Annotated in this window: 16 protein-coding genes, 1 tRNA gene and 1 riboswitch; all 17 genes read left to right on the plus strand. The window is 70.9% G+C overall.

Features of this window, described 5'->3' with window-relative positions; genetic code table 11:
* The 17 genes from A6035_RS07325 (at position 1) to A6035_RS07405 (ending at position 14,612) form a co-directional block, all read left to right on the plus strand.
* Complete coding sequence (locus A6035_RS07325) at positions 1-759, plus strand: pseudouridine synthase (protein WP_108847240.1); 759 nt, start codon at positions 1-3, stop codon at positions 757-759.
* A complete protein-coding gene (cmk, locus tag A6035_RS07330) occupies positions 756-1,508 on the plus strand; it encodes a (d)CMP kinase (protein WP_108847241.1) in 753 nt (250 codons plus the stop codon). The genes A6035_RS07325 and cmk overlap by 4 nt, the downstream gene beginning before the upstream one ends.
* Complete coding sequence (gene der, locus A6035_RS07335) at positions 1,505-2,971, plus strand: ribosome biogenesis GTPase Der (RefSeq protein WP_412523622.1); 1,467 nt, start codon at positions 1,505-1,507, stop codon at positions 2,969-2,971. The genes cmk and der overlap by 4 nt, the downstream gene beginning before the upstream one ends.
* Before the next feature lie 73 nt (positions 2,972-3,044).
* Positions 3,045-3,118: transfer RNA gene (locus A6035_RS07340), tRNA-Pro, on the plus strand.
* Positions 3,119-3,294: 176 nt separating this feature from the next.
* Positions 3,295-3,921 carry a DUF4178 domain-containing protein gene (locus A6035_RS07345; RefSeq protein ID WP_108847242.1) on the plus strand — a complete coding sequence of 209 codons (627 nt, stop codon included), beginning with the start codon at positions 3,295-3,297 and terminating at the stop codon, positions 3,919-3,921.
* Positions 3,922-3,923: 2 nt separating this feature from the next.
* Positions 3,924-4,496 (plus strand): DUF2617 family protein, encoded by a 573-nt coding sequence (locus A6035_RS07350; protein WP_159149468.1) that lies wholly within the window; start codon positions 3,924-3,926, stop codon positions 4,494-4,496.
* Positions 4,493-4,912: a DUF4247 domain-containing protein gene (locus tag A6035_RS07355; RefSeq protein ID WP_108847244.1), complete on the plus strand. Its 420-nt coding sequence runs from the start codon at positions 4,493-4,495 to the stop codon at positions 4,910-4,912. Before A6035_RS07350 ends, A6035_RS07355 begins: the two co-directional genes overlap by 4 nt.
* A gap of 43 nt (positions 4,913-4,955) precedes the next feature.
* Entirely contained in the window at positions 4,956-5,408 is a 453-nt protein-coding gene (locus A6035_RS07360) for a DUF350 domain-containing protein (RefSeq protein WP_108847245.1), read from the plus strand.
* Positions 5,401-7,032, plus strand: a complete 1,632-nt coding sequence (locus tag A6035_RS07365) for a polyamine aminopropyltransferase (RefSeq protein ID WP_108847246.1) — start codon at positions 5,401-5,403, stop codon at positions 7,030-7,032. Before A6035_RS07360 ends, A6035_RS07365 begins: the two co-directional genes overlap by 8 nt.
* 107 nt (positions 7,033-7,139) lie before the next feature.
* A complete protein-coding gene (locus tag A6035_RS07370; RefSeq protein ID WP_108847247.1) occupies positions 7,140-8,279 on the plus strand; it encodes a hypothetical protein in 1,140 nt (379 codons plus the stop codon).
* A gap of 117 nt (positions 8,280-8,396) precedes the next feature.
* Positions 8,397-10,664 (plus strand): accessory Sec system translocase SecA2, encoded by a 2,268-nt coding sequence (secA2, locus tag A6035_RS07375; protein WP_235026726.1) that lies wholly within the window; start codon positions 8,397-8,399, stop codon positions 10,662-10,664.
* On the plus strand, positions 10,661-11,425 hold the full coding sequence (locus A6035_RS07380; protein WP_108847249.1) for a CDP-alcohol phosphatidyltransferase family protein: 765 nt from the start codon (positions 10,661-10,663) through the stop codon (positions 11,423-11,425). The genes secA2 and A6035_RS07380 overlap by 4 nt, the downstream gene beginning before the upstream one ends.
* A 47-nt stretch (positions 11,426-11,472) precedes the next feature.
* Entirely contained in the window at positions 11,473-11,877 is a 405-nt protein-coding gene (gene gcvH / locus A6035_RS07385) for a glycine cleavage system protein GcvH (RefSeq protein ID WP_007629037.1), read from the plus strand.
* A gap of 122 nt (positions 11,878-11,999) precedes the next feature.
* Positions 12,000-12,419 (plus strand): oxoglutarate dehydrogenase inhibitor Odhl, encoded by a 420-nt coding sequence (odhI, locus tag A6035_RS07390; protein ID WP_174521542.1) that lies wholly within the window; start codon positions 12,000-12,002, stop codon positions 12,417-12,419.
* A complete protein-coding gene (ftsR, locus tag A6035_RS07395; RefSeq protein ID WP_108847250.1) occupies positions 12,416-13,153 on the plus strand; it encodes a transcriptional regulator FtsR in 738 nt (245 codons plus the stop codon). The genes odhI and ftsR overlap by 4 nt, the downstream gene beginning before the upstream one ends.
* A 79-nt stretch (positions 13,154-13,232) precedes the next feature.
* On the plus strand, positions 13,233-13,733 hold the full coding sequence (locus A6035_RS07400) for a bifunctional nuclease family protein (RefSeq protein ID WP_108849137.1): 501 nt from the start codon (positions 13,233-13,235) through the stop codon (positions 13,731-13,733).
* A gap of 237 nt (positions 13,734-13,970) precedes the next feature.
* Positions 13,971-14,612, plus strand: coding sequence for a MerR family transcriptional regulator (locus A6035_RS07405; protein WP_007629033.1), 642 nt, complete (start codon positions 13,971-13,973; stop codon positions 14,610-14,612).
* A gap of 34 nt (positions 14,613-14,646) precedes the next feature.
* Positions 14,647-14,743: riboswitch (glycine riboswitch) on the plus strand.
* Positions 14,744-14,815 lie beyond the last annotated feature (72 nt).

Genomic DNA, 14,815 nt, shown 5'->3' on the forward strand with positions numbered 1-14,815 from the left:
ATGACTGAATCCGCTGGCCGAGACGGCGCACCGGTCCGCCTGCAGAAGATCCTGGCCCAGGCCGGGGTCGCCTCCCGCCGGGCCTCCGAAGAACTCATCGCCCGTGGGCGGGTCGAGGTCGACGGCAGGATCGTGCGCGAGATGGGCGTCAAGGTCGACCCCGCCACCGCCGTGATCCGCGTCGACGGCACCCGCATCGTGCTCGACGACGCCTTGGTGCACCTCGCGCTCAACAAGCCCCGCGGCTACCACACGACCATGTCCGACGAGATGGGCCGGCCCTGCGTGGGCGACCTCGTGGCCGACCGTGTCGACGCCGGGCAACGCCTGTTCCACGTCGGCCGTCTCGACGCCGACACCGAGGGCCTGCTCCTGGTGACCAACGACGGCGAACTGGCGCACCGCCTCATGCACCCGTCGTACGAGGTGTCCAAGACGTACATGGCGACCGTCGCCGGCGTGGTCGGCAAGGGGATCGGCAAGCAGCTGCGAGAGGGCGTCGAACTCGAGGACGGGCCGGCGAAGGTCGACCAGTTCTCGCTCCTCGACGTCCACGAGGGCCGGTCGCTGGTCAAGGTCGTGCTCCACGAGGGGCGCAAGCACATCGTCCGTCGGCTGCTCGCCGAGGTCGGCCACCCCGTCGAGTCACTCGTCCGGACCCGCTTCGGCTCGGTCGCGCTCGGCGACCAGCGCGCGGGGACCTTCCGCAAGCTCAACCGCAAAGAGGTCTCCGACCTGTACGAGGCGGTGGGCCTGTGAGCGCCGTCCCCACCTCCGCCGCCGCGACGGAGCCCGTGCCCGCACCGCGTCGCCGGATCGCCATCGACGGGCCGGCCGGTACCGGTAAATCCACGCTCGCCCGGACGCTGGCCCGCCGGCTCGGCGGCGCCTACCTCGACACCGGCGCCATGTACCGGGTCGCCACCCTGCAGGTCCTGCGCGCCGGGATCGACCCCGAGGACTCCGCCGCCGTCATCGCCGCGACCGCGGATCTCCCCCTGGAGATCGGCACCGACGCAGGCGCCGAGTGCGTCCTGCTCGGCGGCGAGGACGTGAGCGAGGAGATCCGCACCGCCCGCGTCACCGCCGACGTCTCGGCGGTCTCCGCCGTGCCGGAGGTGCGCGAGAACCTCGTCCGGCTCCAGCGGCGCCTGGCGTCCGACGGCGGCACGGTCGTCCTCGAGGGCCGCGACATCGGCACCGTCGTCCTGCCGGACGCCGAGGTGAAGATCTACCTCACCGCCAGCCCGGAGGTCCGCGCGCGCCGCCGTACGGACCAGGACCTGGCCGCCGGACGTGCGGCCGACTACGACGAGGTGCTCGCCGCCGTCATCGAGCGCGACCGCAAGGACTCCACGCGCGCCGCGAGCCCGTTGCGGCCGGCCGCCGACGCGGTGGTCATCGACACCTCCGACCTCACCCTCGACGAGGTGCTCGACCGACTGGTCGCGCTCGCCGAGGGGACCCACGCGTCGCACGGCGCCACCGCAGAAGGGAACGCACAGTGACGAGCAATGAGGACACCACCGACTTCGACCTGCCGACCGGTCCCGGTGAGGAGACCGTCGAGGACGGCTGGAACGACGACACCGACTGGGACGCGGTCGCCGCCGAGTTCGCCGACGAGATCGGGGCGGTGACCGAGGGGGTGGAGATCCTCCCGACCGTCGCGATCGTCGGCCGCCCCAACGTCGGCAAGTCCACCCTGGTCAACCGGATCATCGGCCGCCGCGAGGCCGTGGTCGAGGACGTCCCGGGCGTGACGCGAGACCGCGTCTCCTACGAGGCGCTGTGGAACGGCCGGACCTTCATGGTCCAGGACACCGGCGGCTGGGAGCAGGACGCCAAGGGCATGCACCGCTCGATCGCCCAGCAGGCCGAGATCGCCATGGGCACCGCCGACCTCATCGTGCTGGTCTGTGACGGCACCGTGGGGATCACCGCGGCCGACGAGACGGTGGCCCGCAGCCTGCGCCGCGCCGACACCCCGGTGATCCTCGCCGTCAACAAGGTCGACAGCGACAAGGCCGAGCTCGACGCCGCCGAGTTCTGGGGCCTCGGCCTCGACCAGCCCTACGCCATCTCCGCAGCACACGGGCGCGGCACCGCCGATCTGCTCGACGAGATCCTGAGGCAGCTGCCCTCCAAGGCGAGGATGCGCGAGGCGGCAGACGTGCCGCGCCGCGTGGCCCTGGTGGGCAAGCCCAACGTGGGCAAGTCGAGCCTGCTCAACAAGCTCACGGGCGAGGACCGCGCCGTGGTCGACAACGTCGCCGGCACCACCGTCGACCCCGTCGACTCGCTGGTCGAGCTCGGGGGCCGCACGTGGCGGTTCGTCGACACGGCCGGGCTGCGGCGCAAGGTCAACCAGGCCTACGGACACGAGTACTACGCCTCGCTCCGCACCCGCGGGGCGATCGAGGCGGCCGAGGTCGTGGTGCTGCTCCTCGACGCCTCCGAGCCCATCACGGAGCAGGACCTGCGGGTGATCTCCATGGTCGCCGACGCCGGGCGCGCGCTGGTGATCGCGTTCAACAAGTGGGACCTCGTCGACGAGGACCGCCGCTACGACCTGGACAAGGAGATCGACCGCGAGCTGTCCCGCGTGCTCTCCTGGGCGCACCGGGTCAACATCTCCGCCAGGACGGGCCGCGCGCTGGCGAAGCTGGTGCCGGCGATGGAAACCGCGCTCGACTCGTGGGACAAGCGGATCCCGACCGGACCGCTCAACACCTGGATGAGCGAGGTCGTGGCCGCGACCCCGCCGCCCATGCGCGGCGGACGCCTGCCCCGCATCCGGTTCTGCACCCAGGCCACCACCCGGCCGCCGACGTTCGTGTTCTTCTCCACGGGCTTCCTCGAGGCCGGCTACCGCCGCTTCCTCGAGCGTCGCCTACGCGAGACCTTCGGCTTCGACGGCTCCCCGGTGCGGGTCAACGTCCGCGTCAAGGAGCGCCGACAGCGCAAGTGACCTGCCGATTTCAGCTCCGCCGAGTGGGTGCGCTAGTCTGATCCAGTCGCCGCGCGAGCCGCGGAGACGGTGACGGGCTGTGGCGCAGCTTGGTAGCGCACTTGACTGGGGGTCAAGGGGTCGCAGGTTCAAATCCTGTCAGCCCGACACGAGGATCAGGGCCGGTTTCCCGAGAGGGGAGCCGGCCCTGAGTCAATTTCGGGGCACCGCACCCGTCTCGCGGCACCGGACCCCTCCCGTCGGCCCGGGTGGGTTAGCCTTTCCTGGTCACGAAGCGGCGGCCCGGGTCGACCGTCAGTCATCGATCCAGGAGTGGGTGCGCGGTGGGAGAGCTACTCGTCATAGTGGGGCTGGTGGTCGCGGTGATCGCGATCATCGGGATCATCGTCAAGGCCCGGGGCGGGAAGAAGCCCGCCGCGGCCGCGCCCCGCCGCGACCCGCTCGCCGCCGACCAGCCGGTCCACGGCTTCGGGCCGCGTGAGCTCGGCCCCGGCGCGATCGTCGCCTACGGCGGTATCGACTACGTGGTCCGCGGATCGATCACCCTGCGTCAGGGCCCGTACGTCTGGTGGGAGCACCTCCTCGAGGGCGGGGACGGTGCGCAGTGGCTCGGTGTCGAGGAGGACGAGGGGACCCTCGAGCTGACCTGGTGGACCACCCGAAAAGGCCTCGGCGTCGGCCCCGGAGCCGAGGTGATCGTCGACGATCGTGTCCATCGGCTCGAGGAGTCGGGCGAGGCGGAGTACTCGTGTGAGGGGACCACCGGTCTGCCCGAGCGCGGCCGGATGCGGTACCAGGACATGCGTACCGGGGACGGCAGTTCGCTGCTGTCGTTCGAGGACTGGGACGGGGCGGGCTGGGAGGTCTCGTCCGGCCGCCCGATGTCCCGGGGCGAGCTGACCGTCTACCCGGCGCCCCCCGCGGCCGGCGACCCGGACTACAGGCGGTGACCGTGCGTGACCTCGTCGCGGAACCGAGCGACGTGGCGGCCGCTGCGCTCGGCTACCGGGTCGGCGTGACGCCCGAGCGGGACGCCCTCGTCTCGACCGTTCTCGAGCACCCGGTGCACGACATCGCTCTACGCCTGTCCATCCTCGGCGCGTCGCACGCGGTGACGCTCGTGATCGACGGGCGCGACGCGATGACCGAGGAGGTGTCCTGCCGCGCGACGACCGCCGGGGGTGCACCGTTGCCGGCCGAGGTGTCCTGCCCCGGCCCGTGGGGCGTCCACCACCTGCGCGGGGCTACCGAGTCGCTCTCCGCAGTCGCCTTCGGGGCGCTGGTGGATCGTCTGACCGCGCTCGCGGCGGACGATACGACCGTGCTCGCGGGACGGTTCCCGGGGTCCGAAGGGGCGCTCACGGTGGTGGCCCCCACGCCGGACGACACGGGCTGGTCGTGGGACACCTGGCACCTCTACCCGGCGGGTGACGACTCCGCGGGAGACGGCGGTGGTGACGTCGTCGCCACCACGTCCCGGTTGCACGTCGCCGGGCTCGGCGTGGCGGCGGAGGCGGCCTCGTGAAGCGTTATCGCGGATGGATCATCGCGCTCGTCGCCGGAGTGTGTGCGGTTCTGCTGGGCCTCGTGCTGGTGGGGGCCGGCCAGAACGCCGTGCGCTACGTGCGCGAGAACTACACCCCGATCGCCGGCGCCTCCCAGACCTACGAGTGCCGGGGTGACCGGGACGCCACGGCCAGGGACATCAGCGGCCACGAACGGCCGGACGCCGACCAGTTGAACGAGGACACCCGGTATCTGAGGTACGGGGACGACATGATCGTCATCGGTCGGTCCGGCGATCTGGCCTGCCGCGTCCAACTCGACGAGAACTCCCGCACGCTCCGTTCCGGAGGCTTCATCTTCCTCGGCGGGGCCTTCGGGCCCGGCAGCCCGGCCCGCTCCGCCGGGGGGAGCTCCGGTGGGGTCGGCGCGAAGTGACCCACGAGACGCCCATCCACTAACCGAACCACGAGGAGACACGGTGACCATCGCCGCCGGACCCGCCGACCACGTACCCGAACTCCTGGACGGGATCGGGGTGTCGCTGGCCTACTTCGGCGTCGGCGCGCTGGTCCTGGCGCTCGGTTTCGTCATGCTCGACCTGCTGACGCCCGGCAGCCTGCGCCACCACGTCTTCGTCGACCACCGCCCCAACGCGGCGGCGCTGTTCGCCGCCTCGGCGATCTCCCTCGCGATCATCGTCGTCACCGTGATGACCAACGCCTCGGACTCCCTCGTGCTGGGGCTGATCGACGTCGCCGTCTACGGGCTGCTCGGGGTGCTCTTCCAGGCCGTCACCCTCGTGATCCTGGAGATACTGGTCCCCGGCAGGTTCCGGGACCTCGTCAGCGCGCCGCGGTTCAGCACGGCCACGTTCGCCGTCGCCGCCACCCTTCTCGCCGTCGCCGCCGTGAACGCGGCCGCCATTGCCTGACGAGGTCGGCACGGCGGCCCCCGTGCCGACCGAGGCGGACCCCGCCGGACAATCGACGCCGCGCGCCGGCCGCTGGTGGCGCCCGGTCGTCCTGGCCTCCGTCGCGGCGTGCGCCGCCTGCGGGCTCATCTACGAACTCGCCCTCCTCACGCTCGCGACCACGGTCCAGGGCGGCGGGATCGTCGCCACGAGTCTCGTGGTGGCCGGGTACGTCGCGGCCCTCGGACTCGGCGCGTTGCTGGCCAAGCCGTTCGTCGAGCGCGCGGCGTCGAGCTTCATCGCCGTCGAGGCCACACTCGGGCTCGTCGGCGGGGTGTCGGCGACGGCCCTCTACGTGACCTTCACGACCCTGGGGTCGGACGCGGCGTCGTTGTTCACGCTCGTGGTGGCCACCGCCGCGATCGGCATGCTGGTGGGCGCGGAGGTTCCGCTGCTCATGTCGCTGTTGCAGACCGGCCGGCGGACCGGGTCGGCCGAGGCCGGGCGGGTGCTGGCCGACCTCAACGCCGCCGACTACCTGGGTGCGCTCGTCGGGGGACTGCTGTGGCCGTTCCTGCTCCTGCCGTCGTTCGGGATGCAGCAGGCCGCCGCCGTCACGGGGCTGGTCAACGTCGCCGCGGCGGCCGTGTTGCTCACACTCGCGCTGCGGGGTCTGCTGACCCGGACGCAGACCGTCGTCGCGGGTCTGTCACTGGTAGTGGTCGCGGCCCTGCTGGGCACGCTGCTCGTCGCTCTCGACGGCGTCACCGAGTGGTCGCGGGCCAAGCTCTACCCGGACCCGGTGCTCTCCCACACCCAGTCCGCGTACCAGGAGATCGTCGTCACGCGGGCGCGGTACAACGGCAGAACCGATCGACGGCTGTATCTCGACGGCACCCTCCAGTACTCGAGCCTCGACGAGTACCGGTACACCGAGGCGCTGGTCCAGCCCGCCATGGCCAACCGGCCCGGCGAGGTGCTGGTACTCGGAGGCGGTGACGGGCTGGCGGCCAGGGATCTCCTGGCCGTGCCCGGGGTTCGGCGCGTGGTCCAGGTGGAACTCGATCCGGCCGTCCTGGAGATCGCCCGCACCGAGCTGCTCGAGGACAACCGGGGCTCCCTGGACGACCCGCGAGTGGAGGTCGTGGTGGACGACGCCTTCTCGTGGCTGCGCCGGGGCGGCGACGGCGCGGTGCCGCCGGGCGGTTTCGGGGCGGTGCTCGTGGACCTGCCCGACCCCCGCAACGCCGCGCTGACCCGCCTGTACTCCGAGGAGTTCTACGGCCTCGTGCGCGGGGTGACGGGTGAGGGCGGTCTGATGGCCGTCCAGTCGGGGAGTCCGTTCTCCACGCCGAGGCAGTTCTGGCGCACGGTGGCGACGGTGGACTCGGCCGGTTGGGGGACGACGCCGTATCACGTGCACGTCCCGACGTTCGGGGACTGGGGCTTCGTCCTGGCCTCGGCAGACGGTGACGCCCCGGATCTCCGACTCCGCCCCGACGTCGGCGGACTGAGATTCCTCGACCCCGGAACCCTCGAGGCCGCCGGCCGGTTCGGGCGCGACGTGGCGCCGATGCGGCTCGAGCCCTCCACACTCGACCGGCCCCGGATCCTCGACGACGCCCGGCGGGGCTATGAACGGTGACCGGCGCGGTGCCGACACGCGGCCCACGGGGGAACACGGGACACGGCCCGACCGTTGTACACCGGTGAAGGCGGGCCGACAGGGCGGACACGGGCGAGGAGAGGCACATGGCGGATGAGCGCGGGCCACAGACCGCACGGGACCGGATCGTGTCCGATGTCGACGGCATGTGTCGCGGCGAGGGCCGGCCACCGGTCGCCGAGCTGTCCGACCGGTCGGCACTGCTCGTCGCCTGTGGCCTCGTCGAACCGCGGATCTGCGACGTGGTGTTGGCCCGGCTCCACCGCAACCTCCCGTTCCCCACGGTCGGTGGCTTCCACCAGGTGCGCATCATCGAGGAGCAACGGCACGATCTGAGGAGGACGATCGACAGCCCCGCACCGTCGATGCTGCGGATGGCCCTCCGTACCCGCCTGGCCGACCTCGATCGCAGGTACCTGGTGATGCGCACCGCTTTCACCCGGGGAACCGGGGTGTGGGCTTTCCGGGTCAAGGACATCCGGGCCGACCGCCGGCGCGGCGTGCATCTGGACACCGACGACCGCGGGCGGCTCTTCGACGCGCTGGCCTCGACGCCGACCATGGCGCCGGTGCCCCTGGTACCCCGGACCCTCGGCGAGCTGGGCACGGTCGCCGCGGCCTACGGCCAGCGGGAGATGGGCCGGGTGGTGCTGCCGCAGCGCGTACAGAACGCGGTCGCGTCGCTGCCGTCGCTGCCACGGATCCGCGCGGACCGGCGCCGGATACCGGAGGTGTACACCGCGATGCTCATGGAGGTGGGCGGGCTCTACGACCGGCTGCAACGGGCATACGGCCGGGGCGGGCGTGCGGTGGAGGAGATCCGCCTGCAGTTCGACGCCGAGACCGAGGTCGTGGGACTCACGGGTGATCTGTGCCGACTGCGCGAGGCCTCCGCCTCGGCGGGCGTGCCGCCGGCGCGTGACGGCTTCACCGCGCTGACCGGGCTCGGCGCCTCCATCGATCGGGTATGGGCCGAGGTGGTCGAGCGCGCGGTCGCGTTCCGCGAACTCGTCGAGTCGGTGGAGACCCGCGCCGAGACGGCGGTGGCCGAGGCGGAGAGGCTCGCCGGCATCGCCCGTGACAACGGCGTCCGGCCCCCGACCGCGGCCCACCGCCCGACGCCCGCCGACCTCGCGGCCGAACACCTCGCGGCGCGCGCGGGGGACCGGATGCTGTCGACCGAGGCCATGCGCCGACTACGGGGCCAGATCGACCCGGATCGCTGACGCGGCGACCGGCGGGGCGCGGCCCCGACGGTGCCGGGCCCTGCGTACGGTGGGGGCAACTGTTCGTGACCGGGAAGGACTCCACGCGTGGGACTGGCCAACCGCTTCTGGAAGCTGATGGGCTCCACCCAGGGACGCGACACGTCGCGCGCCCAGAGCGCGGTCGAGTCCTCGCACGGGTTCGACGACTGGGCGGCGGGACTGGACGCCGGCGAATTCGCGGACGCCGCCCACGGCCTGCGCCTCTTCGGTGACGCGCCGGAGGATCTCGCGCGGTTCCTCGCGCTGGCGAGGGAGGCGGCCGACCGGGCCGTCGGCTTGCGCCCGTTCGACGTGCAGCTCCAGGGCGCTCTCCGGATGTTCGCCGGCGACGTCGTGGAGATGGCCACGGGTGAGGGCAAGACGCTGTCCGGCGCCGTGGCGGCGGCGGGCTACGCACTGCAGGGACACACCGTCCACGTCATCTCGGTCAACGACTACCTCGCGGCTCGCGACGCCCGGTGGATGGGACCGATGCTCGAGCTGCTGGGACTGTCGGTCGGCCACGTCACGGAGTCGTCGACGCGAGACGAGCGCCGCGCGGCCTACGCGTGCGACGTCACCTACGGCTCGGTATCCGAGATCGGGTTCGACGTCCTGCGCGAACAGCTCGTGACCGATCCCGCCGACCTCATCTCGCCGACCACCGACGTCGCACTCGTGGACGAAGCGGACTCCGTCCTGGTCGACGAGGCGCTGGTCCCGCTCGTGCTCGCGGGATCCACGTCCGGTGAGGCCCCGACGGGGGAGGTCCTGGCGGCCGTGCGGAAGCTGCGACCCGGCCGCCACTACGAGACGGACTCAGAGCGTCGCAACATCTTCCTCACCGACGACGGGGCGGAGGCCATCGAGACCGAACTCGGGATCGAGGATCTCTACGACGCCGAGCACGTCGGCACCACCCTGGTCCAGGTCAACGTCGCCCTGCACGCGTGCTTCCTGTTGCGCAGGGACGTCGACTACATCGTCCGCGAGGGTCGGGTCCAGCTCGTCAACGCCTCCCGTGGCCGCGTGGCCGAACTCCAGCGGTGGCCGGACGGGCTCCAGGCCGCGGTGGAGGCCAAGGAGGGCGTCGCGGTCTCCGAGGCGGGACAGATCCTGGACAGCCTCACGGTCCAGGCGTTCATCGGTCGATACGACAAGGTGTGCGGCATGACCGGCACCGCGTTAGCCGCCGGTGCGCAGCTGCGCGAGTTCTACTCCCTCGGGGTGTCCCAGATCGAGCCGAACACGCCGAACATCCGTGTCGACGAAGCCGACCGCACCTACATCGACAACGACAGCAAGAACCGCGCGCTGGTCGAGCACATCGCCGCCGTCCACGCCACCGGGCAACCGGTGCTGGTCGGCACCCACGACGTGGCCGAGTCCGAGGCGCTGACCGCCCGGCTCGCGGAGAAGGGCGTCCGGTGCTCGGTCCTCAACGCCAAGAACGACGAGGAGGAGGCGACCATCATCGCGGAGGCGGGCGACGTCGGGCACGTCACCGTCTCCACGCAGATGGCCGGCCGCGGGACTGACATCCGGCTCGGCGGATCCGACGAGGCCCGGCGCGACGAGGTCGTCGCGCTCGGAGGCCTCCACGTCGTGGGCACGGGCCGGCACCGCACCGAGCGGCTGGACAACCAGCTGCGGGGCCGGGCCGGGCGTCAGGGCGATCCGGGCAGTTCGGTCTTCTTCGCGGCGATGGACGATCCGGTGGTGACATCGGCACTCGAGCCGGAGAAGATCCCTACCGCCCACGACCGGATCACCGGGCTGCTCAAGGGCAACCGCGGTCGGGACGCCGTCGACCACGCCCAGCGGGTCACCGAGGGTCAGATGCTGGAGATCCACGCCAACACCTGGCGCTACAGCCGGCTCCTCGCCGAGCAGCGCGACATCCTCGCCGAGCGCAGGGGCGCACTGCTCCTCACGGAGAAGGCCTTCGAGGAGCTCACCGCACATGATCCCGAGCGGAGTGCGCAACTGGTGAAGGCGCACGGACGGGACGCGGTGGTCCAGGGGTGCCGCGAGATCATGCTGTGGCACCTCGACCGGGGCTGGGCGCGCCACCTGGAGAACATGAACGACGTCCGCGAGTCGATCCACCTCCGCGCCCTCGGCCGCGAGAACCCGCTCGACGAGTTCCACCGCATCGCCATCGACCATTTCCGCGATCTCGCGGCCGACGCGGTCCGTGAGTCGGAGGCCACGTTCGCGGAGATCGAGTTCACCGCCACCGGAGTGGATCTGGAGGCCAATTCGATGGCTCGCCCCACGTCGACCTGGACGTACATGGTGCACGACAACCCGATGGCTGCCGGCGGGAGCGTCTTCTCCGGGATGATGTCGACGTTCCGATGAGTGCGGCACGCGAGGGGAGGCGCGAGACCGACCTGAGGGAGTGGCGGACCGGCGAGGGTCGGGTCCTGGGCGCCCGCATCCCGCCACCCCGGGGCGGGCATCTGTCGGCGGCGGTCCCGCCCGGCCTGGGACCCGAGAGTCCCCGGCGCGACCCGCGGGTGAGCGACCGCTTCTGGACCCTGCCCAACGCGATCTCGCTGGGTCGGATCGCACTGATCCCCGTGCTGATCGTCAGCATCCTGGTGTGGGACGACGCGATGCTGGCACTGTGGCTCCTCGGTGTCCTGGTCGTCTCGGACTGGCTGGACGGCAAGATCGCGCGACTGTGGAACATGCGCTCGACGTGGGGGGAACGCCTCGACCCCATCGCCGACCGGATCCTCGTGGCGGCGGTTCCGGTGGCGTTCGCGCTGGCGGGTTTCATACCCGCGTCGATCGTCGTCGTCCTCGTCGCGCGCGACCTGCTGCTGGTGGCCACCCTGCCCGTCTACCGTCGGCGCGGCCTCGACCCGGAGGTCACCTACCTCGGCAAGGCGGCGACGTTCGCGCTGTTCTGGTCGTTCCCGCTGCTGCTGGCCGGCCACGCGGGCGCGCCGGGCGGCGAGGTATTCCAGATCATCGGCGAGGCATGCCTCTACTGGGGTGTCGGTCTGTACGTCTGGAGTGGTGGCATCTACCTGTGGCAGGCGCGGAACATCGTCCGCGCGGTTCCCCTCCGCCGGGCACGATCGGCTGCTGTGGGTCGGTCCGACGGTGTGTAATGTCGCCAGATGGAATTCGTAGTGAGCCACTCGAGAAGGGCGCGTCAGTGAGCGATCAGAACATCCCCGACCAGCTCCGGTACACCGATGAGCACGAGTGGGTGGAGCGGGTGTCGGATACGCGGGTCCGTATCGGCATCACGGAGTACGCGCAGTCGAAGCTCGGCGACATCGTGTTCGTCCAGCTGCCCGACGTCGGGGGCGAGACGGAGTCGGGTGAGCCGTTCGGCGAGGTCGAGTCGCCGAAGAGCGTCTCCGACCTGTACGCGCCGCTCAGCGGCAAGGTCGTCGAGGTGAACACCGCGCTCGAGACGTCCCCCGAGCTGGTCAACTCCGATCCGTACGGGGAGGGGTGGATCGTCGTTCTCGAGATCGCCGATGTCGAGGACCTGGAGGCCCAGCTCGAGCAGACGCTGGACTCCGACGGCTACGCGAAGATCACGGAGAGCTGAGCGGATCGCCGACGCCCCCGGGCCCCGCGGGCGACGACTCCGACATAGAATCAACTGCACCGTACGGTGAGCCCGCTTACGGGCTCGGACGAGGAGAGACGAACGTGACCGAGAACAAGAACATGCCCGAGGCGACCGCCGAGACCACCTCCGTGTTCCGTGCCGAACTCCTCAACGAGTCCGATCAGCAGTCGGCCCAGTCCGATTCCGCGGTGACGGGTGTCGAGGGACTCCCCGAGGGGCAGGCCCTGCTCGTGGTCAAGCGCGGCCCCAACGCGGGTTCGCGGTTCCTTCTCGACCAGAGCACCACCTCCGCCGGTCGGCATCCGGACAGCGACATCTTCCTCGATGACGTGACCGTGAGCCGTCGGCATGCCGAGTTCCGCAGCGAGGGCGAGACCTTCACCGTCGTCGACGTGGGCTCGCTCAACGGCACCTACGTCAACCGTGAGCCCGTCGACTCCGCGTCGCTGTCCAACGGTGACGAGGTCCAGATCGGCAAGTTCCGCCTCGTGTTCCTGACTGGTACGCCCGGGCAGTGACCGCCGCCGGACAGGGCGCTCCGAAAGAGGAGGATTTCCTCTCCATCGGAGGCGTCATCGCACTTCTGAGTCCGGAGTTCCCGGACCTCACGGTGTCGAAGGTCCGGTTCCTCGAGAACGAGGGGCTGGTCACCCCTGAGCGCACGGCGAGCGGTTACCGACGCTTCAGCGTCGAGGACCGGGAGCGCCTGCGGTATGTCCTGACCGCCCAGCGCGACCGGTACCTGCCGCTGAAGGTGATCCGCCAGGAGCTCGACGCCCTCGACGCGGCGATCGCCGACGGGTCGACCACGGCGCTGCGGCCGCGGCCCGGGGCCGACGGCGTGCCCGGGTCGGCGCCGGACGACTTCCGCAGCGACACGGTCAAGCGTCTCACCCGGGAGAACGTCATCGAACAGTCCGGCGTCGACGCCGGGCTCGTGGACGCTCTCGTCGACGCCGGCCTGATCGTCGCGGGAGCCGGTGGGTTCTACGATCCCGAGGCGGTCCTCATCGCCCGCACCGCGCACGATCTCGCCGCGCACGGGGTGGATGTGCGTCACCTGCGGGGCTTCCGGACCGCGGCCGATCGTCAGACCGGGCTGATCACCCAGATCGCCGGCCCGATCGCCCGTCAGGGGGACGCGGACGCCCGCGATCGGGCCGCCGAGCTGGCGCGGGAGATCGCCGCGCTGTCGGTGTCGTTGCACTCGACCCTGGTGACTGTGGCCGTGAGGCACGCACTGGAGCCCTGAGGGCCCCGCGTCCGCTCGCGAGGAACCGGATCACGGCTACGCTGGTGACGTGGGAGAGGCGGAGAACATGGGGAAGAACATGCGAGAGGTCGACGTCGTCGGTATCCGTTTCGAGGAGCCGGAGTACGCGCCCGTATTGATCCTGCACGAGAAGGACGGTGGGCGGTACGTGCCGATCTGGATCGGCGCGTCCGAAGCTGCGGCTATCAGTCTCCAGCAGCAGGGGGTCCAGCCGAGCAGGCCGTTGACCCACGACCTGGTGGCAACCCTCCTCGAGACGTTCTCCCACCCTCTGGAGAAGGTGGAGATCATCGGGGTGTCCGAGGGGACGTTCTTCGCGGAGCTGGTGTTCGCGGACACTCGTGTGTCGGCGCGCCCGTCCGACGCGGTCGCGGTCGCGCTCCGCACGGCCTCGCCCGTCCTGGTCAGTCCCGAGGTGCTCGACGAGGTCGGCATCTCGCTCGTCGAGCAGGGCGAGGAGGAGGTCGAGGCCTTCCGTGAGTTCCTGGACCAGGTGAGCCCGGATGACTTCCTCGGAGGCGGCGGGCCGGCTGAGAATCCCGGCGGATCCACCTCCTGAGCAGCGGTTTCGGCGTTCCCTCCAGTCACTGCTGCACCAACTCGCAGGTGACGGGCGAGCCTAAAGTTCAACTTGAGGTTGAGGTTTACCGCGTGTCCTATTGATAGTGGACCGCGGCGGGCATAGCGTTGCCCCCAGTGAACTACACCGATGGTGTTCACGCGTCCAGGATCCGGGTCTCGTCCCGGTACCGTGCCGCCCCGAACGTGGCGGCACCCGCAGCTTGAGGGAGCAATCGTGGCCGACCACACCCGGGTCTCGGAGCCGTCCGACGCCGTCCCGAACACGCCGAGCCTCTTCGGTGACGCCGTCGAGGGGACGCAGGCGTCCTTCGACGAGGTGCAGCCCGGACTGTTCCCCGACGACGGGATCCCGGACGGCACCAGCGGGTACCGGGTGCCCATCGCGTGCCAGATCGCCGGTATCACCTACCGTCAGCTCGACTACTGGGCTCGCACCGACCTCGTCGTGCCGTCGATCAGGAACGCCGCCGGATCGGGTAGCCAGCGCCTCTACTCGTTCAAGGACATCCTGGTCCTCAAGATCGTCAAGCAGCTGCTGGACACCGGGATCTCCCTGCAGAACATCCGCAAGGCCGTCGATCAGATCCGGTCGCGGGGTGTGGAGGACCTGGCCACCATCACCCTGTTCTCCGACGGCCGGACCGTCTTCGAGTGCACGTCCAAGGAGGAGGTCTTCGACCTGCTCCAGGGCGGCCAGGGGGTGTTCGGCATCGGGATCGGCGGCGCGATGCGCGAACTCGCCGGCTCCATCTCCGAGTTCCCCGCGGAGACTGTGTCCGAGGACGACATCGTCGCGCCCGTGGAGGACGAGCTCGCCGCGCGCCGCCGGGCCCGCGCCTCGCGCCGTACCGGCTGATCGGCCGTCGTCGTCTAGACTCGGCGGTGCGTTCACGCGTCCCACGGGAGAGCTCCGCGGCCATTGCCGCGGGCGCCGAAGGAGCAACTCCTCTCCGAGAATCTCTCAGGCACCCGGACCGTGCGGTCGTCGAACGCCTCTGGAGAGCGGTGGAACAGACCACCCGCCCACGGGGAAAGCGGGGGTCCGGCGAAAGGGCCCCG

Source organism: Dietzia lutea (assembly GCF_003096075.1).
Taxonomy (GTDB): domain Bacteria; phylum Actinomycetota; class Actinomycetes; order Mycobacteriales; family Mycobacteriaceae; genus Dietzia; species Dietzia lutea.

What these genes read in the sequence shown, in the direction of transcription:
- A6035_RS07325 (WP_108847240.1), top strand. Translation starts at nt 1, where the DNA reads ATGACTGAATCCGCTGGCCGAGACGGCGCACCGGTCCGCCTGCAGAAG.
- A6035_RS07370 (WP_108847247.1), top strand. Translation starts at nt 7,140, where the DNA reads ATGGCGGATGAGCGCGGGCCACAGACCGCACGGGACCGGATCGTGTCC.
- secA2 (WP_235026726.1), top strand. Translation starts at nt 8,397, where the DNA reads ATGGGCTCCACCCAGGGACGCGACACGTCGCGCGCCCAGAGCGCGGTC.
- A6035_RS07380 (WP_108847249.1), top strand. Translation starts at nt 10,661, where the DNA reads ATGAGTGCGGCACGCGAGGGGAGGCGCGAGACCGACCTGAGGGAGTGG.
- odhI (WP_174521542.1), top strand. Translation starts at nt 12,000, where the DNA reads ATGCCCGAGGCGACCGCCGAGACCACCTCCGTGTTCCGTGCCGAACTC.
- A6035_RS07400 (WP_108849137.1), top strand. Translation starts at nt 13,233, where the DNA reads ATGCGAGAGGTCGACGTCGTCGGTATCCGTTTCGAGGAGCCGGAGTAC.